The sequence below is a fragment of the Bradyrhizobium sp. BTAi1 genome, from assembly GCF_000015165.1.
Classification (GTDB): domain Bacteria; phylum Pseudomonadota; class Alphaproteobacteria; order Rhizobiales; family Xanthobacteraceae; genus Bradyrhizobium; species Bradyrhizobium denitrificans.
In genome coordinates this window covers 4,406,141-4,424,130 of record NC_009485.1, presented here as the reverse complement: position 1 = coordinate 4,424,130, position 17,990 = coordinate 4,406,141, and the positions used below count along the sequence as shown (strand labels likewise).

The window sequence follows — 17,990 nt, the reverse complement described above, 5'->3', positions numbered from 1 at the left end:
GGCCGGTGTCTGGATCAATCCATTTTTCGTATACTATTGTATACAAAGTTATGCAACAGTCTTTCGCTTTCGGCGGGGCTGTGAGACAGTGGCAGGCATGTCCTCAGATGCGCCTGTACTCACCATCGATCGCGACAATGTTTCGCTCGGAGAGGCGGTGTTCCGCGCGCTGTGCCGGGCGCTCGAACACGGCGTCTACCGCTCCGGCGACCGTCTCCGCGAGGACGAGGTCGCCCAGAAGCTGAATGTCAGCCGCACGCCGGTGCGCGAGGCGTTCGGCAAGCTCGTCGCCAAGGGCTGGGTGCAGCCGGCCGGCGGCCGCGGCCTGATTGTGCGCAGCCTCGACCAGAGCGACATTCTCGAGCTGTACGCGATGCGCGAAATATTGGAGGGCGCGGCGGCGCGGCTCGCCGCGCAATATGCCGCGCCGGCCGAGATTGCGGCGCTGCGCGACATCCATGCGCGGTTTGCGAGTGGGGAAGGGGGCGCAGCCGGGCTCGCCCGGCTGAACCGGCTGCTGCACGGCGCAATCCAGCGTGCCGCCCGCAACCGCTATCTCGACGCCGCGCTCGAGGACATGCACGTCGCCACCGCGCTGTTGGGGACGACGACGTTCGCGGCCGATGGACGGCCGGTGACGGCCGCCGCGGAGCACGGCGCATTGATCGACGCGATCGCTGCGCGCGATTCCGACCGGGCCGAGGCGATCGCGCGTGCCCATATCCGCGAGGCGCTGCAGACGCGGCTGCACATGACGCTGACGGAAGCGGCCAAGGCCCGATCTTGAGCGGCTCTCCGCTCAATGAATCCGCACAATGAAAAAGGCCGGCTGATCGGCCGGCCTTTCGGAGAGAATGTCGCCGAGCGGTGGGCTCAGCAGGTGGCCTTGCCACAACGCGCGGTGCTGATCTTCTCGCGCAGCCCCTCGACGCCGACCGCGCCGATCACGACCTGCTTGCCGATCACGTAGCTCGGCGTGCCGTTCATGCCCATCTCTTCGGCGAGCTTGAAATTTTCCTCGATCGTCGCCTTGGCTTCCGGGCTCGCCATGTCCTTTTCGACGCGGGCCATGTCGAGGCCGAGCTCCTTGGCCACCGCGAGCGCGTGGGCCTTGTCGGCCTGGCCGCGGCCGCCCAGCAGCTTCTGGTGGAAGTCGAGATATTTCTGCGGCGCCTGCATGCGCACGGCGACGGCGACCTGCGCGGCCTCGACCGAGCCCTGGCTCAGCACCGGGAATTCCTTGAGCACGACCTTCAGCTTCGGGTCGCTCTTCATCAATTCCATCATGTCGTTCATCGCGCGCTTGCAGTAGCCGCAATTGTAATCGAAGAACTCGACGAAGGTGACGTCGCCGTCCTTGTTGCCGAGCACGACGCCGCGCGGTGAGTTGAAGATCGTATCGGCGTTCTTGGCGATGCCCGCCTCATGCTTGGCTGCTTCCGCCGCGGTCTGGCGCTTCTGCAGCTCGGCCATCGCCTCCTCGAGCACCTCGGGATGCGAGATCAGGTAGTTCCTGACGATCGTCTCGATCTCGCCGCGCTGGCTGTCGGAGATGCTCTCTGCCGACGCGACCAGCGGGGCGGCGCAGAACGAGAGCGCGAGCAGCGCCGCGGGAACGAGCGTGCGGAATGACGGCATGAAGGTGGTCCTCTTGGTCAAATGATCGGGTCCTTGTCGATGGCTGTGAGCGGTATCTCGATAGTCTGGTCCGATGATAGCAGTAATCTCTTCGTTCTACTGGCCCGACAGCGGCTTTGCCGTGACGATGTCGTCGGCCTTGACCCAGCCCGGCGAGCCCACCGCAAACCGCGTCTTGGCCCGTGACGCGAGTTCGCGCGCCGTCTTGTTGTCGCCTCGCAGGAACGCCGCCTGGGCCGAGGCCAGGTCAGCCTCGGCATAGTCGCCCTTGCGGCCATAGGCCATCGCAAGCTGGGAGTAGCCGAGCGGCGCCTCGGATTCACGCGCGACGGCCGCGCGCAGGATCGAAATCGCCTCGTCAGTGTAGGCCTTGTTCTCGGATGCCACCAAGGCTTGGCCAAGTAACATCTCGATGAGCGGGCCGTTATTGGAGAGCTGAACGGCTTTGCGCAACGGCGCGATCGCCTCGGCCGGGCGGCCGCCTTCGAGCAGAGCCTGGCCGCGCACCTCGTAGAAATAGGGATTGTTCGGCTGGGCCTGGATCAAGGCGTCGATCTGGCTCAATGCGCTGCGCAGGTCGCCATGGAGATAGGTCGAGATCGCCCTCGCATAGCGCGCGGGCAGGCTGTTGTCCGACAGCGGATAGCGCCGCGCGACGGTGTCCGGCCGCTCCATGAACGCCGAGATCTTGGCGCGGACCATGTCGTGGCGCAACTGCAGCGCAGGATCGTCCTTCTTGTCCCAATAGGGGCTCTGCCGCGCCAGCCCCTCCAGCGCCTCGACACGATCGGCGGGCATCGGATGCGACTGCAGATAGGGGTCGGAGCCGCGTGCCGCGAACAGGCTCTCATTGGTGAAGCGCTTGAAGGTGTCGTACATGCCCTTCGGCGACTGGCCGGTGGCGCTGAGGAGCTTCACGCCGGCGCGGTCGGCGTTCTCCTCCTGCTGCCGCTGATAGGACAGCAGCGAGCGGCGGATGACCTCGCCCGGGCCCGACAGCGCGGCGGCCCCGGCATTGGCCAGGCCGCTGTTGCCTCCGCCACGGGCGCCGACGGCGAGCGCGCCGGCACCGAGAATCGTGGCGATGATCATCTGGGTCTGGGCCGTCGCGAGCTGCTGGCGCAGCTTGGCGAGGTGGCCGCCGGCGAGATGGCCGGTCTCGTGGGCGAGCACGCCGATCAGCTGGTTCGGATTTTCCGACTGCATGATCGCGCCGTAATTGACGAAGATGCGGCGGCCGTCCGCGACGAACGCGTTGAAGGACGCGTCGTTGATGATGACCATCTGGATGTTCTGCTTCTCAAGGCCCGCGGCACGCAGGATCGGCCGCGTATATTCACGGAGCAGCACCTCGGTCTCGGTGTCGCGCAGGATCGGCGGTCCCTTGCCCTGCTGCGCCGAGGCAGACTCGAACGGTGCCAGCGCGACGGCAAACGCGACGAGCGCGGCGAATCCACCGGACAATCTCTTATGGAGCGCGATACGGAGCGACATCAGGCGATCTTTGCAATTGGCGCGAGGCTCGATAAGGGCTATTGCCCACCAAACTGCGGAATGCGGCTCATCTGCGGCGAGCGATGTCCGCGACGCAGGCTCGTGCCGGCTCAGAGAGCGGGTCCGAACAGCCGGGTCAATAGCAGATATCGATGGTGGACGCGACAGTGATACCGACAATGGAACAGCGGATCGCAAGCCTGACCGCACCATCCGCGCGCAGCAACGTGCCGCCGTTCATGGTGATGGACGTCATGGCGGCCGCGGAGCGGATCGAGGCCAGCGGCGGTCACGTCATTCACATGGAGGTCGGCCAGCCGGCGGCGCCGGCGCCGCGGACCGCGCTGGCGGCCGCGCATGCCGCGCTCGATCAGGCCCGGATCGATTACACCTCGGCGCTCGGTCTCCCGTCGCTGCGCGGACGCATCGCGCGGCACTATCGCGAGACCTATGGCTGCGACATCGATCCGGGCCGCATCGTGATCACGACGGGGTCCTCAGCCGGCTTCATCCTCGCGTTTCTGGCCATGTTCGAGCCGGGCGATCGCGTGGCCGTCACGGTGCCGGGCTATCCGCCGTATCGTCACATCCTGACCGCGCTCGGCTGCGAGCCGGTTCTGATCGAAACCACCGCCGAGACCCGGCACGCTCTCACCGGCGAGGCGCTGCTGGCGGCCCATCGCAAGACGCCCCTCAAGGGGGTCCTGGTGGCGAGCCCCGCCAACCCGACGGGAACCATGATGTCGCGCGCGGCGCTGGGCGACGTGATCGCGGCTGCGCGCGACGCCGGCATCCGCTTCATATCCGACGAGATCTACCATGGTCTCGACTACGCTTTTCCTGCCGTGACTGCGGCGCAACTGACTGCGGATGCGCTGATCATCAACTCGTTCTCCAAGTACTTCTGCATGACCGGCTGGAGGGTCGGCTGGATGGTGGTGCCGGATGCGCTCGTCCGTCCGATCGAGCGGTTGCAGCAAAATCTCGCGATCTCGGTCCCGACCCTGTCACAGATCGCAGCGGAAGCGGCGTTCGATGGTCGACCCGAGATGGACGGGATCAAGCATGGCTACCAGGAGAACCGTCGGATCCTGATCGAGGGCTTCCCCAAGGCGGGGCTGAGCCGTTTTCTGCCCGCCGATGGCGCGTTCTACCTCTATGCCGACGTCTCCGACTTCACCAAGGACAGCCTGGATTTCGCCAAGCGCATGCTCGAGGAGACCCATGTCGCGGCCACGCCGGGCGTCGATTTCGACCCGATCCACGGCCGCAACTTCGTGCGCTTTTCCTATGCACGTTCGGCTGAGGATATGCGGGAGGCTGTGGCCCGGATCGCACGCTGGCTCGGATAGGGCCGGGCTGGACCGGGCACGACGGGGTATCGGCCGTCGCCCCCATTGACTCCCGTGTCACAATTTGCCTGAGGTGGCGGCTCGCGTGGGCTGGGACACAACGCCCGACGCGGCAAAGGTGGATGAGGAAAGCCCGATGGTGGCAGCAACTGATGCCGGGACGCAGGGTGCCCGGCTGCAAGCAGCGAAGAAGCCCTGGTATGGAATCCTTTATATTCAGGTGCTGATCGCCATTGTGATCGGCGTGCTGGTCGGGTGGCTGTTTCCGAACCTGGCCACCAACGACTGGATCAAGGCGCTCGGCGACGGCTTCATCAAGCTGATCAAGATGGTGATCGCGCCGATCATCTTCTGCACCGTCGTGTCCGGCATCGCGCATATCGAGAGCGCCAGCAAGGTCGGCCGGGTTGGCATCAAGGCGCTGATCTATTTCGAGATCGTATCCACCTTCGCGCTGCTGATCGGCCTGATCGTGGGCAATCTGGCGCCGATCGGACACGGTCTCGCCGAGAAGCAGGATGCGGCTGCCGTCGCCGGCTATGTCAAACAGGCTCAGGCGCAGAAGTCGGTCGACTTCGTCCTCAACATCATCCCGGACAGTGTGGTGGGTGCGCTCGCGCGTGGCGACATTTTGCAAGTGCTGCTGTTCGCGATCCTGTTCGGCTTCGCACTGATGGCGCTGGGCGAACGGGGCCATCGGCTGCGTGACGTCATCGACGACACCGCCCACGCCGTGTTCGGCGTGATCGCCATCGTCATGAAGGCGGCCCCGGTCGGCGCCTTCGGCGCGATGGCCTATACGATCGGCAAATACGGCCCCTCGGCCCTTGGCGACCTGATCGGCCTGATCGTCGTGTTCTACGTCTCGGCTGCCCTGTTCGTGGTCATCGTGCTCGGCCTGATCGCGCGCTTCGTCGGTTTCAGCATCTTCAAGTTCATCTCCTACATCAAGGATGAGCTGCTGATCGTGCTCGGCACCAGCTCCTCGGAGAGCGCGCTGCCGCAGCTGATGGAGAAGCTGGAGCGGCTCGGCTGCTCCAAGCCTGTGGTCGGTCTGGTCGTGCCCACCGGCTACTCGTTCAATCTCGACGGCACCAACATCTACATGACCTTGGCGACGCTCTTCATCGCGCACGCGCTCGGTGTCGAGCTCACATGGGGGCAGCAGCTGACCATCCTGCTGGTCGCGATGCTGACATCGAAGGGCGCCAGCGGCGTGACCGGCGCGGGGTTCATTACCCTGGCCGCGACCCTGTCGGTGGTCAACCCGGCGCTGGTGCCGGGCATGGCGATCGTGTTCTCGATCGACAAGTTCATGAGCGAGGTGCGCGCGCTGACGAACATCACCGGCAATGGCATCGCCGCCGTGTTCGTGTCGTGGTGGGAGGGCGAGCTCGACCATGACCTTCTGCAGAAGCGGCTCAACCGGGAGATCGATCCCTCCGACGTCGAGACCGCGATCACGACCGGCTGAGGCGCCGCCACCGGCGGTGGCCGCGCCCCTTCGACAGCTCTCAGCGAAATGAAAAACGCCCGGCCATCTGGCCGGGCGTTTGCACTTGTGGATGAGTCTGGTGGCGGGGTTTATTGGCCGCCGCCGAAACGGCGCGACCACCAGCCGGCCTTGCGGGGGGCCGCGGGCGCGGCCTCCGGAGCGGGCTCGGTCGCGGTCGGCTCGGTCGTTACCGCCTCCGGCGCCGCAGCAGCCACGGTGGGAGTGCTCTCGGCAACGTTGACCGAGACAACCGCGCTGTCCGGCTTGAGCTCGGTGGATTTGGGCTCGGTGAACAAGCTGACCTTCTCGCGCACGGTCGAGCGACGCGGGGTCTTCTCGGGCTCGGCCTTCGCAGGCTCGGCCGGCTGCGTCTCGGGCTGGATTGCAGCAGGAGCTGCCGGTGCGACGGGCTGCTCGGCCAAGGCGACTTCCGCTGCGGGGGCAGCCTCGACCGGGGCTTCCGGCTCGTCACCATGGGGGACGCCGTTGCCGTCGAAATCGGCGACGGCGGCCTCGGCCTCGGACGCAGAGGCCGGTGCAAGATCGTCGCTGATCGATGCGGCCAGACCGTCATCGATGCCGCCGCGCCGACGGCGACCGCCACGGCGGCCGCGCCGCCGCGGGCGCCGCTCACCATTGGCCTGGTCGCTCGGCTGGTCGCCTGACGCGAAGGCCGGCTGCTCGTCGCTGTCCTCGTCCTCTGTCTCGGCATCCTCGGCCGGCAGTTCGGCCGCGGTGCCCACCTCGAGGGACTCTGCCGCTGTAGCTCCTTCAGGAGTCGCTTCGCGCGCCTCGTTACCGCCCCGGCCGCGGCGGCGCCGACGCCGCTTGCGGCGGGCGCCGTCACGCTCGGTTTCGCTGGCCTCGGCGGCCTCTTCCGACAGGCCCTCGGTTTCCTCGGTTTCGACCTCGGATTCCGTTTCGATGTCGAACGGCTCGTCCTCGTCATAGACCTCGTCGGCCACCAAAGGCGGAGCAGAGGCCTGCGCAGCCAGCAGCGCCTTGGCGGCCTCGAGCGTGTGCACCTGCTCACCGCGATCGATGATGAAGGATTGCTGACCGCTGACGTTCGGATCGGCGATCACGGCCAGCGAGACCTTGAAGCTGTTCTCGAGGTCGCGCAGATGGCCGCGCTTGTGATTGAGCACGTAGAGCGCCACCTCGGTCCGCGTGCGGACCACGAGGTTGTGGGTCGCCCCCTTCATCAGCGTCTCTTCGAGGCTGCGCAACAGCTGCAGCGCCACCGAGGACACCGAGCGCACATGGCCGGTGCCGCCGCAATGCGCGCAGGGCTCGGTCGAGCTCTCCAGCACGCTGGCGCGGATGCGCTGGCGCGACATCTCCAGCAGGCCGAAATGCGAGATGCGGCCGACCTGGATGCGCGCGCGATCCTGCCGCAGACAGTCCGACAGCTTGCGCTCGACGGAGCGGTTGTTGCGCTTCTCGTCCATGTCGATGAAGTCGATGACGATCAGCCCGGCGAGGTCGCGCAGCCGGAGCTGCCGCGCCACTTCCTCGGCTGCTTCCATATTGGTCTTGAGCGCGGTGTCCTCGATGTGATGCTCGCGGGTGGCGCGGCCGGAGTTCACGTCGATCGAGACGAGCGCCTCGGTCTGATTGATCACGATGTAGCCGCCCGAACGCAGCTGCACGGTCGGCGAGAACATCGCATCGAGCTGACTCTCGACACCCATCCGCGAAAACAGCGGCTGGCCATCGCGATACTGCTTCACCGCCCGGACGTTGGTCGGCATCAGCATCTTCATGAAGTCGTGCGCCTCACGGTAGCCGGCTTCGCCGGCAACCAGGATCTCATCGATCTCCTTGTTGTAGAGGTCGCGCAGCGAGCGCTTGATCAGCGAACCTTCCTCGTAGACGAGGGTGGGGGCCTGCGACTTCAAGGTCATGTCGCGGACCGTTTCCCACAGCCGCAGCAAATATTCGAAGTCGCGCTTGATCTCGGGCTTGGTGCGGTTGGCGCCGGCGGTGCGCAGGATGACGCCCATGCCCTCGGGCACGTCGAGGTCCTGCACCACTTCCTTCAGGCGCGAGCGGTCCTGCGCCGAGGTGATCTTGCGGCTGATGCCGCCGCCACGCGCGGTGTTCGGCATCAGCACGGCATAGCGGCCGGCGAGCGACAGATAGGTCGTCAGCGCGGCGCCCTTGTTGCCGCGCTCTTCCTTGACGACCTGCACCAGCATCACCTGGCGGCGCTTGATGACCTCCTGGATCTTGTACTGGCGACGCGGACGGAAGGTGCGCTCGGGCACTTCCTCGAGCACGTCGTCGCCGCCGACGGATTCGACGACCTCTTCCTCGATCTCCTCGCCGTCCTCGTCGTCGTCGTCGTGATCCGCGACGGCCGGCTCGACACCATTGTCGTCGCCCGGAACGATCGTGACCTCGCCATCATCATCGTGCTCGGCGACGGGCGAGAGATCGGCGGAGTCCTCATGCCCATGCTCGTCATGATCCTCGTGATGATCATCGTCGTGATGGTCATCGTGATCGTGATCGTGATGGTCGTGATCGTGGTGGTCGTGATCGTGCGCCTCGGCGGCGTCGTCGGCCTCGGACGAGGCAACCTCGCCGCTCGACGCGGCCGCTGCGACCGCAGAAGGGGACACCGGGAGGTCGGTGCCGCCCTGCGCGGGCTCGGAATCCGCAACCGCCGGCGCATCCGAACCGTGATGCGGCTGCGCGTCGTGGGTCCCTTCGTCATGGGCGGCGTGCGTTGGAGCCTCAAGCGGCGCCTCGGCGAAGCCTGCTGTCTGTGCAGGGGTCTCCGCGCCCGCATCATCGGCGGGGTGGTTGTCCTGCGCGTAGGCGGCGTCCGGCGCCTCGAATGCGCCGTGATCGCCCTCATGCGTCTCGCCGTGAGGCGCCTGGCTGGCGTCGGCGGCCTCGATGATCTCGCTCTGAACGCGCTCGCCGCTGCCGCGGCGCCGCGAGCTGCGGTGCCGGTTGCGCCGGCGATTGGACCGGTTCTCGCTCTCTTCCTCGGCCTCGCGGTGGGCGCGCTCTTCCGCCTCGATCAGCGCCTGACGATCGGCGACCGGGATCTGGTAATAATCAGGGTGGATTTCGCTGAACGCCAGGAAGCCGTGGCGATTGCCGCCATATTCAACGAAGGCCGCCTGGAGCGACGGCTCTACCCGGGTGACCTTGGCGAGGTAGATGTTGCCGCGGAGTTGCTTGCGCTGGGCAGTTTCAAAATCAAATTCCTCGACGCGGTTGCCGCGGACGACAACGACCCGGGTCTCTTCCGGGTGGGTAGCATCGATCAACATCTTGTTCGGCATATTGGAACTCTTGGAGGCGACGGACGCGATTGGCCGCGAGCGCGTGGCGCGCTGTCGGATGACGCGACGGTCCACCTGATTCGGGGGTGAGGGGAAGGCCTAAACACGTAGGGTTGCGCCGTGCCGGCCGTGGCCCCGGCGGTACGATGTGCCGAGCGAGGGTCTGGCCCCGCATCGGCGCGGTTCGTCCGCTGGTCATGGCTGGCAGTTTCGTTTGGCGCATCAAGCGTCGGCCCGTCTGGAACACGTGGGCGGCTGAGGAGGCCACCTTGTCTCTTGCTGAAGACCAGATTGCGCCGGAACGCTCGCCTTGGTCGCATACCGCACCCATCAAGGATGTGGTATCAGGCTATGCCGTGCGTGACTGGTGCCCGGGCGGCCTCAGCTGAGGAGGCGCCCTGAAACCGGCGCCACTCGGCTCGTGACCGCAACTCCATTGCGCCGCGCGGGAGCGCGCAGGTTCGATGGAGCGTCGGAAAGGCGCAGGAGTCTCCGAAAAGATCGAGTATTCGATCACGGAAATTCCGGCGTTTCACCGGGAGGTTGAACGCGACACAACCGGCAGTAAGTAACAGCCTTCAGCCCTTCGTACATACGAGGATTGGGCTGGCCGTGCAAGGGAAGCGTCGCGGAACCGCAACAATCGGCGGCCTTTAACGAAAATGCCCAAATTTGGCGATTAACCCCGTCGATTGGTTGCGGTAAGAGGGTCCCGCGGAGACACGGATTTGGCAGCTGGCCGGGCAAAACACCTAACTTTGCTGGGATGCGCGTGGCTGTGCGTCACGCAATTGTTATGGACGACCGTGCTTCCGGCGCAGGCTCAGGGCGTGCCGGCGGCGCAGACTCCCGCGGTAAGCGTCACGCCAGGGTTTCCGATTGCGTCCGACGCGCGTCTGGCGGGCGATTCTCGACAGACGCGATTCGTGCTCGACCTCGACAAGGCGGTTCCGTTCCGCGCCTTTCTGCTCAGCGAGCCCTATCGCGTCGTGGTCGACCTGCCGCAGGTTAGCTTCCATCTTCCTGCGGGGGCCGGAACCAGCGGCCGTGGCCTGGTGAAGGCATTCAGGTACGGCATGGTCATGCCCGGCGGCTCCCGGATCGTGTTCGATCTGACGGGGCCGGCGCGAATCGCCAACTCTTCGGTGCTGGATGCCGCCAACGGGCAGCCGCCCCGGCTCGTGCTGGAACTCGAGGAGGTCGACGAAGCGACCTTCGCGCGGGCGATCGGCACCGACAACCGTCCGACGCTCAAGCCCAGCTTGGCCGATTCGAGCCCTTCGGCGGCGCTGGCGGCGGCGTCTCCCAATCCGTTGGCGGTGCGCCCCCCGCCGACCACGCCTGCAGGAGCTCCGGCGGCGCCAAATGCGCCCGCGGACACGCGGCCGGTGGTGGTGATCGATCCGGGACATGGCGGTATCGACTATGGAACCCAGGGCGGCGAGATCCCGGAAAAGAATCTGGTGCTGGCGTTCGGACAGGCGCTGCGCGATCGCCTCGAGCGCGCGGGCAAGTTCCGCGTCGTCATGACCAGGGATGATGACACCTTCATTCCGCTCGGCGACCGGGTCCGCATCGCCCAGAAGCAGGGCGCGGCCCTGTTCGTGTCGATCCATGCCGACGCGTTACCGCGCGGCGAGGGCGATGCGCAGGGCGCGACGATCTACACGCTGTCGGACAAGGCCTCCGACGTCGAAGCGGAGCGGCTCGCCGAGGCCGAGAACCGCGCCGACCTGATCGGTGGCGTCAACCTGACCGAGGAGCCAGCCGACGTGGCGGATATTCTGATCGATCTGGCCCGGCGCGAAACCCGCACCTTTTCCAACAGGTTCGCCCGCGTCTTGATGAACGACATGAAGACGGCGGTGCATATGCATAAGCGGCCGTTGAAATCGGCCGGGTTCCGCGTGCTGAAGGCGCCCGACGTGCCCTCGGTGCTGGTCGAGCTCGGCTATGTCTCGAACAAGGGCGACATGGGGAACCTGGTGTCGGAAGCCTGGCGGTCGCGCACGGCCGACGCGATGGCCCGCGCGATCGATGTCTTCCTGACCAAACGCGTTGCAAATGCTGGTGCCGAGCGGCCGGAGAAGCCGGCGCCCGCCCGTGCAAAGCCCTAGTTTGGCCACAGCAACATCCGTATAAACCTGCTGCGAGGCACCTGGAATCGGGAGATGATTCCTTCTCGGCGGACTTGTGGTAAGCTCGGCCGTCGACAGGTTGGACCGTGCGGTTCTCCGGCATGGGTCATGTGGCATCACGGCCGACCGCATGATTTTGGCGGCAGCGTCTTCGGGATGTGCCGCGTCCAAGCCGAGAGATGAACAGAAGTGGGAACGGATATTCGCCGATGCGCTTTGTAGTGCGGTTTTTGGGCTTCCTGTTCGCAGCCGGCACCGTCGTCTTCCTCGTCGGTGTGGCGGCGGCGGCCGGCCTGATCTGGCATTTTTCCAAGGACCTGCCCGACTATTCGCAGCTGCAGGATTACGAGCCCCCGGTAATGACCCGCGTCCATGCCGTCGATGGCTCGCTGGTCGGCGAGTACGCCCGGGAGCGCCGGCTCTATCTGCCGATCCAGGCGGTGCCCAAGCTCGTGATCAACGCGTTCCTCGCCGCCGAGGACAAGAACTTCTATGAGCATGGCGGCATCGATTTCACCGGCATGGCCCGCGCCGCGGTGGTCTACGCTCAGAACTTCGGCTCGAATCGCCGACCGCAGGGCGCCTCGACGATCACCCAGCAGGTCGCCAAGAACTTCCTGCTGACCAACGAGGTCTCGTTCGCGCGCAAGATCAAGGAAGCGCTGCTGGCGATGCGCATCGAGCGCACCTATTCGAAGGACAAGATTCTCGAACTCTATCTGAACGAGATCTATCTCGGCTCCGGCGCCTATGGCATCGCCGCGGCGTCGCTGGTGTATTTCGACAAGTCGGTCAACGAGCTCACGGTGGCCGAGGCCGCCTATCTGGCGGCATTGCCGAAGATGCCGGGCAGCCTGCATCCGATCCGCAACCGCGATCGCGCCATCGAGCGCCGCAACTACGTCGTCGACCGTCTGCTGGAGAACGGCTGGATCAAGCAGGCCGACGCCGAGAAGGCGCGCAAGGACCCGCTGACGATCGCAAGCCGCAACACGGGCGCGCACATTTTCGCAGGCGAGTATTTCGCCGAGGAAGTCCGCCGCGACATTTTCGAACGTTATGGCGAGAAGAAGCTCTATGAGGGCGGGCTGTCCGTCCGCACGACGCTCGATCCCAAGATCCAGGTCATGGCGCGCAAGGCGATGGTCGCCGGTCTGGTGCGGTATGATCAGGAGCAGGGCTATCGCGGACCGGTCTCAAAGCTCGACATTTCCGGCGATTGGGGCCTGAAGCTCGCCGAGATCAAATCGCTCTCCGACATCTCGCCGTGGCGGATGGCGGTGGTGCTGGAGACCAGCGATCAATCCGCCCGCATCGGCTTCCAGCCGCCGCGTGAGCTCGGCGGTGCCGTGAGCAAGGAGCGTCAGACCGGCCTGATCACGCTCGACGGCGTCAGATGGGCGCGCGCAGCGACGGGCAATGGCCGCGGCAAGACGCCGACCTCGGTCGCGCAGGTGCTGCAGCCGGGCGACGTGATCTATGCCGATCCGCTGTTCAAGGAAGGCAATCCGGTCGAAGGCCAGTATCGTCTCGAGCAACTGCCTGAAGTCTCGGGCGCGATGGTCGCGATGGACCCGAACACCGGGCGCGTGCTCGCGATGGTCGGCGGCTTCTCCTTCGACCAGAGCCAGTTCAACCGGGCGACGCAGGCGTACCGGCAACCCGGCTCGTCATTCAAGCCGATCGTCTATTCGTCGGCGCTCGATAATGGCTATACGCCGTCGACCCAGGTCGTCGATGCGCCGATCGAAATCGATCAGGGGCAGGGCGGTCAGGTCTGGCGCCCCGACAACTTCTCCAACGGCAAATATCTCGGTCCCACGACGCTGCGCAACGCGCTGCGGCTGTCGCTGAATACGGTGACCGTGCGGTTGGCGCAGGACGTCGGCATGCCCTTGATCTCCGAATATGCACGCCGGTTCGGTGTCTATGACGAGCTGCCGAATTACCTCTCTTACGCACTCGGCGCCGGCGAGACCACGGCCATGCGCATGGTCACGGCCTATTCGATGATCGCCAATGGCGGCCGCCGGGTGAAGCCGACCTTGATCGACCGGATCCAGGACCGCTACGGCCACACCATCTTCAAGCATGATGCCCGCGAGTGCCGCGGCTGCGACGCGCCTGAGGGCTGGAAGAACCAGACCGAACCGCAGCTGGTCGATCGCCGCGAGCAGGTGCTCGATACGATGACCGCCTATCAGATCACCTCGATGCTCGAGGGCGTCGTGCAGGCCGGTACGGCGACCGTGCTCAAGGAGGTCGGCAAGCCGATCGCCGGCAAGACCGGCACCACCAATGAGGCCAAGGACGCCTGGTTCGTCGGCTTCTCGCCGGATCTCGCGGTCGCGATCTATATGGGCTACGACAAGCCGCGGCCGCTGGGTAAGGGCAATGCCGCGACCGGCGGCCATCTGGCCGCGCCGATCGCCAAGGACTTCATGAAGCTCGCGCTGGCCGACAAGCCCGCGACCCCGTTCAAGATCCCCGCGGGAATCAAGCTCGTGCGCGTCGATGCCAAGACCGGGCTGCGCGCAGGTCCTGGCGATACCGGCCGCACCATCATGGAAGCCTTCAAGCCGGGCACTGCGCCGCCGGACAACTACTCGGTCATCGGCGTGGCCGATGCCGATGGCCGGATGATGCCGTCGCAGAGCGGCGGACAGCCTGATGCCGGCAGCTTCATCATTCGTCCGGGGACTGGCAGTCTCTATTGAGCTGGTGAAATTGAGCTGGCGAAACTCGCCACCTCCCGGTGCAGGCGATTGCGCTTTGCGCCGCGCGCCGCTACATCCCTGACGGACATCATGCTGCGGCCCCCTCGGCCGCGGCCGGAAGAGAGCGATATGCGCGCCGAAATCGAAAAAATCGTAGAAGAGATCAAGCAGTCGGTCGGGCTGCTGAGGAGGCATCTTTGACGTCGATGCATCGACGGCAAGGCTGGCCGAGCTGAACAAGCTCGCCGAAGATCCAAATCTCTGGAACGATCCCCAGAAAGCTCAGAGGCTGATGCAGGAGCGGACCTCGCTGGAGGATTCGCTGACGGGCATCGGCAAGGTCGAGCGTGACCTCAGCGACAATATCGAGATGATCGAGCTCGGCGAGGCCGAGAACGATGCCGGCGTTGTCACCGAGGCCGAGAACGCGCTCAAGGCCTTGAAGAAGGATGTCGCTCGCCGCGAGCTCGAGGCGCTGCTGTCCGGCGAGGCCGACAAGTTCGACACCTATCTCGAGGTGCATGCCGGCGCCGGCGGCACTGAGAGCCAGGACTGGGCGCAGATGCTCTTGCGCATGTACACGCGCTGGGCCGAGAAGCACGGCTTCAAGATCGAATATCTCGAAGAGACCCAGGGCGAAGAAGCGGGCATCAAGTCGGCGACCATCCAGATCTCCGGCCACAACGCCTATGGCTGGCTGAAGACCGAGGCGGGCGTGCACCGCCTTGTCCGCATCTCGCCGTTCGATTCGAATGCGCGTCGGCACACCTCGTTCTCGTCGGTCGCGATCTTTCCGGTGGTCGACGACAGCATCAAGATCGATATCAAGGAATCCGACGTCCGCACTGACACGATGCGCTCGGGCGGGGCCGGCGGTCAGCACGTCAACAAGACCGAATCGGCGGTGCGCCTCACGCACATTCCGACCGGCGTGGCGGTGGTCTGCCAGGCCGGCCGCTCGCAGCACAAGAACCGCGCCCAGGCCTGGGACATGCTGCGCGCGCGGCTCTACGAGATCGAGCTGAAGAAGCGCGAGGAGAAGGCCGCCGCCGACCAGGCTGCCAAGACCGAGATCGGTTGGGGCCACCAGATCCGATCCTATGTGCTGCAGCCGTATCAGATGGTGAAGGATCTGCGCACGGGCGTGCAGACCTCCGACACCGCCGGCGTGCTCGACGGCGATCTCGACGAGTTCATGGCGGCGACCTTGGCGCAGCGCGCCTTCGGCACCACGCCAGGGGCTGCGATCGAGGACGTGGACTGACCGGTGACGCGCGTCGCCTTCATCGGCCTCGGCCGCATGGGCCATGGCATGGCCGGGCGTTATCTCGACGCCGGCTATTCCGTGGCGGTCTGGAATCGCAGCGAGGCCAAGGCCGAGGACCTGCTCGCGCGCGGTGCGCGCTGGTCGACCTCGCCGGCTGACGCTGCGATCGATGCCGATGCGGTCGTCACCATGCTCGCCGATGACGATGCCTCGCGCGCGGTGTGGCTCGGGCCCGACGGCGCTGCCGCCACCATGCGGGTCGGAACCATCGCGATCGAATGCTCGACGGTCTCGCGCGATCATGCGCTGCGCCTGTCGCGCGAGCTGAATGCGCGTGGCGTGACCTATATCGATTGCCCGGTGACAGGCCTGCCTGACGCCGCGGCAGCCGGCAAGCTCACCTTGCTGGTCGGCGCCGACGCCGCCGACCTCGCGCGTGCGCGACCGTTTCTTGCGCCGATCGGCTCGACCATCCGCCATTTCGGCGCCGTCGGCACCGGAACGGTCTACAAGCTGATCAACAATCTGTTGGGCGCGATGCAGATCGCAGGTCTCGCCGAAGGCCTTGCGATCGCCGAGCAGGCCGGGCTCGACATGAACCTCGTGTTGGAGGCGATCCAGGGCGGCGTCGCGGCGAGCCCGCAAGTTCTGCGTCACGCGCCGCGCATGGTCGCGCGCAACTTCGCCGACGCGAGCTTTACCGCCGCGCTCCGCCACAAGGATGCAGCCTATGCGCTGCAACTCGCAGAGCAACTACTTGGTGAGCGTCCCGTGATGGCCCAGGCGGCCGTGGATTCATATGCGCGGGCGAAGGCGGCGATGCCGGATGAGGACGAAGGCCGCATGATCGAGCTGGTATCGCGGCCGAAGGATCCGTCCTAGTCGGGCGTCAGCGCGAACGGAAAGCGGGTGGACCTTGCTCCGCTTCATCTGCAACGTTCACGCGCACATTGAACACGGTTGCGGTGATGACATCCCCGAACGACAGCGTGGACACACGGGATTGGTGGCTGCTCGGCCTGCTGTCGGTGCTGTGGAGCGGATCTTTCATCTTCAACGGGCTTGCCTTGAAGGAATTGCCGCCGCTGACCCTGGTGTTGTTGCGCATCGTGCTGGCGGCCGCGATCCTGTTGCCGGTGGCCCGACTGCGCGGGCTCGGCTTTCCCAAGGGCATTGCCGGCTGGCGAGCGTTCTTTGCGGTGGCGCTATTCAACAACGTCGTGCCGTTCTGCCTGATCGTGATAGGCCAGACGTTCATCACCTCGGGCCTTGCTGCCGTCCTCAATGCGACGACGCCGCTGTTCACGATCGTGGTGATGGCCGCCGCGGCTGAGGAAAGGCTGTCGGCCCGGCGGGCTGCGGGACTGATCCTTGGCCTCGTCGGCGTCGTGATCCTGCGGGGCGGGCCGGGGCTCGATGGCTCGGCGGGCGGCTACGGCATTCTGTTCGGTCTCGGCGCGTCGCTCAGCTACGGCATCGCCGCGCTGCTGGTGCGCCGCCATCTTGCCCATTCGCCGCCGCTCGCGACCGCCACCTTCCAGCTCTCGGCGTCCAGCGTGATGATGCTCGCCGTCGCCGCTGTCGTTGACCAGCCATGGCGTCTTCCACTTCCCGGACTGCACACCTGGCTCGCGGTCATCGGGCTTGCGGCGCTGTCGACGGCGTTCGCCTACATCGTGTTCTTTCAAATCCTGCGTCGCTCCGGCGCAACCAATGTGACGTTGGTGACACTGTTGATCCCGTTGACGACGATCCTGCTCGGGTCGCTGGTGCTCGGTGAAAGCATCTCGTTGCTGGAGGCCGCCGGTGCGCTGGTGATCGGGAGTGCGCTGCTGGTGATCGACGGCCGCATCTTCAACGTCATTCGTCCGTTCCCGCGACCGTCCCGCTGAACCGTTCGCGCACGCTCATTTCGTGCCGAACATGCGGTCGCCGGCATCGCCGAGACCCGGCACAATATAGGCGTGGTCGTTCAGCTTCTCGTCGATCGCCGCGGTCCAGATCGGAATGTCCGGATGTTCCTTTCCGAACTGCGCGATGCCTTCCGGCGCGGCCAGCAGGCAGACGAAACGGATGTCCCGGGCACCGCGCGCCTTGAGCAGTTCGGCCGCGGCGCAGGCCGAGTTGCCGGTCGCCAGCATCGGGTCCATCAGGATCACGGTGCGGTCGGTCAGGTCCTGCGGCGCCTTGAAATAGTATTCGACCGCCTGGAGCGTCGTGGGGTCGCGATAGAGCCCGATATGAGCGATGCGCGCCGATGGCATCAGCGCCAGCATGCCGTCCAGGAAGCCGACCCCCGCGCGCAGGATGGGGGCGAGGGTCAACTTCTTGCCCGCGATCTTCGGCGCCTTCATCGGCGCGATCGGTGTTTCGATGTCGACCAGTTCGAGCGGCAGGTCCCGTGTGACCTCATAGGCCAGGAGCATGCCGATCTCGTTCAACAGCTCACGGAAGCCCTTGGTCGAGCGGTCGCGCTCGCGCATCAGGGAAAGCTTGTGCTGGACCAGCGGGTGATCGACGACGTGGACGTGGCTGCTTGTCATGAGACTGCTTTAGCGGGATCTCGGCGGTAGTTCCAGTTGGGAAG

At 65.7% G+C, this 17,990-nt stretch carries 12 protein-coding genes; 8 read left to right on the top strand and 4 right to left on the bottom strand.

Going from position 1 to position 17,990, the window contains the following annotated elements; translation table 11 throughout:
* Positions 1–97 precede the first annotated feature (97 nt).
* Positions 98–787: a GntR family transcriptional regulator gene (locus BBTA_RS19700; RefSeq protein WP_012044265.1), complete on the top strand. Its 690-nt coding sequence runs from the start codon at positions 98–100 to the stop codon at positions 785–787.
* A gap of 86 nt (positions 788–873) precedes the next feature.
* Here BBTA_RS19700 and BBTA_RS19695 read toward each other — a convergent pair whose 3' ends face one another.
* Both BBTA_RS19695 and BBTA_RS19690 read right to left on the bottom strand, forming a co-directional pair.
* Complete coding sequence (locus tag BBTA_RS19695) at positions 874–1,638, bottom strand: DsbA family protein (RefSeq protein WP_012044264.1); 765 nt, start codon at positions 1,636–1,638, stop codon at positions 874–876.
* A 96-nt stretch (positions 1,639–1,734) separates the two neighbouring features.
* Positions 1,735–3,132, bottom strand: a complete 1,398-nt coding sequence (locus BBTA_RS19690) for a M48 family metalloprotease (protein ID WP_012044263.1) — start codon at positions 3,130–3,132, stop codon at positions 1,735–1,737.
* Positions 3,133–3,284: 152 nt separating this feature from the next.
* On the opposite strand from BBTA_RS19690, the gene BBTA_RS19685 reads away from it, so the two are divergent.
* Both BBTA_RS19685 and dctA read left to right on the top strand, forming a co-directional pair.
* Complete coding sequence (locus tag BBTA_RS19685) at positions 3,285–4,484, top strand: pyridoxal phosphate-dependent aminotransferase (protein WP_041750777.1); 1,200 nt, start codon at positions 3,285–3,287, stop codon at positions 4,482–4,484.
* Positions 4,485–4,620: 136 nt separating this feature from the next.
* Entirely contained in the window at positions 4,621–5,958 is a 1,338-nt protein-coding gene (dctA, locus tag BBTA_RS19680; RefSeq protein ID WP_012044261.1) for a C4-dicarboxylate transporter DctA, read from the top strand.
* Between the two features lie 110 nt (positions 5,959–6,068).
* Here the strand turns inward: dctA and BBTA_RS19675 are convergent, their stop codons facing one another.
* Entirely contained in the window at positions 6,069–9,281 is a 3,213-nt protein-coding gene (locus BBTA_RS19675) for a ribonuclease E/G (protein WP_012044260.1), read from the bottom strand.
* A gap of 776 nt (positions 9,282–10,057) precedes the next feature.
* Between BBTA_RS19675 and BBTA_RS19670 the strand changes: the two genes are divergently transcribed.
* The 5 genes from BBTA_RS19670 (at position 10,058) to BBTA_RS19650 (ending at position 17,295) form a co-directional block, all read left to right on the top strand.
* Positions 10,058–11,398, top strand: coding sequence for an N-acetylmuramoyl-L-alanine amidase (locus BBTA_RS19670; protein ID WP_371260211.1), 1,341 nt, complete (start codon positions 10,058–10,060; stop codon positions 11,396–11,398).
* A gap of 230 nt (positions 11,399–11,628) precedes the next feature.
* On the top strand, positions 11,629–14,136 hold the full coding sequence (locus tag BBTA_RS19665; protein WP_012044257.1) for a penicillin-binding protein 1A: 2,508 nt from the start codon (positions 11,629–11,631) through the stop codon (positions 14,134–14,136).
* 129 nt (positions 14,137–14,265) lie between these two features.
* A protein-coding gene (gene prfB, locus BBTA_RS19660; protein WP_148221479.1) for a peptide chain release factor 2 occupies positions 14,266–15,400 on the top strand; the annotation gives its coding sequence in 2 pieces (ribosomal slippage) (positions 14,266–14,334 and positions 14,336–15,400; 1,134 coding nt in all).
* Between the two features lie 3 nt (positions 15,401–15,403).
* Entirely contained in the window at positions 15,404–16,285 is an 882-nt protein-coding gene (locus BBTA_RS19655; RefSeq protein WP_012044255.1) for an NAD(P)-dependent oxidoreductase, read from the top strand.
* A gap of 86 nt (positions 16,286–16,371) precedes the next feature.
* On the top strand, positions 16,372–17,295 hold the full coding sequence (locus BBTA_RS19650) for a DMT family transporter (protein WP_012044254.1): 924 nt from the start codon (positions 16,372–16,374) through the stop codon (positions 17,293–17,295).
* Positions 17,296–17,310: 15 nt separating this feature from the next.
* Here BBTA_RS19650 and upp read toward each other — a convergent pair whose 3' ends face one another.
* Positions 17,311–17,946 carry a uracil phosphoribosyltransferase gene (gene upp, locus BBTA_RS19645; protein ID WP_012044253.1) on the bottom strand — a complete coding sequence of 212 codons (636 nt, stop codon included), beginning with the start codon at positions 17,944–17,946 and terminating at the stop codon, positions 17,311–17,313.
* Positions 17,947–17,990: the final 44 nt, after the last annotated feature.

Bases quoted from the DNA above. Each gene is read 5' to 3' on its own strand.
- BBTA_RS19700 (WP_012044265.1), top strand. From the start codon at position 98: ATGTCCTCAGATGCGCCTGTACTCACCATCGATCGCGACAATGTTTCG.
- BBTA_RS19695 (WP_012044264.1), bottom strand. From the start codon at position 1,638: ATGCCGTCATTCCGCACGCTCGTTCCCGCGGCGCTGCTCGCGCTCTCG.
- BBTA_RS19690 (WP_012044263.1), bottom strand. From the start codon at position 3,132: ATGTCGCTCCGTATCGCGCTCCATAAGAGATTGTCCGGTGGATTCGCC.
- BBTA_RS19685 (WP_041750777.1), top strand. From the start codon at position 3,285: ATGGTGGACGCGACAGTGATACCGACAATGGAACAGCGGATCGCAAGC.
- dctA (WP_012044261.1), top strand. From the start codon at position 4,621: ATGGTGGCAGCAACTGATGCCGGGACGCAGGGTGCCCGGCTGCAAGCA.
- BBTA_RS19675 (WP_012044260.1), bottom strand. From the start codon at position 9,281: ATGCCGAACAAGATGTTGATCGATGCTACCCACCCGGAAGAGACCCGG.
- BBTA_RS19665 (WP_012044257.1), top strand. From the start codon at position 11,629: ATGCGCTTTGTAGTGCGGTTTTTGGGCTTCCTGTTCGCAGCCGGCACC.
- BBTA_RS19650 (WP_012044254.1), top strand. From the start codon at position 16,372: ATGACATCCCCGAACGACAGCGTGGACACACGGGATTGGTGGCTGCTC.
- upp (WP_012044253.1), bottom strand. From the start codon at position 17,946: ATGACAAGCAGCCACGTCCACGTCGTCGATCACCCGCTGGTCCAGCAC.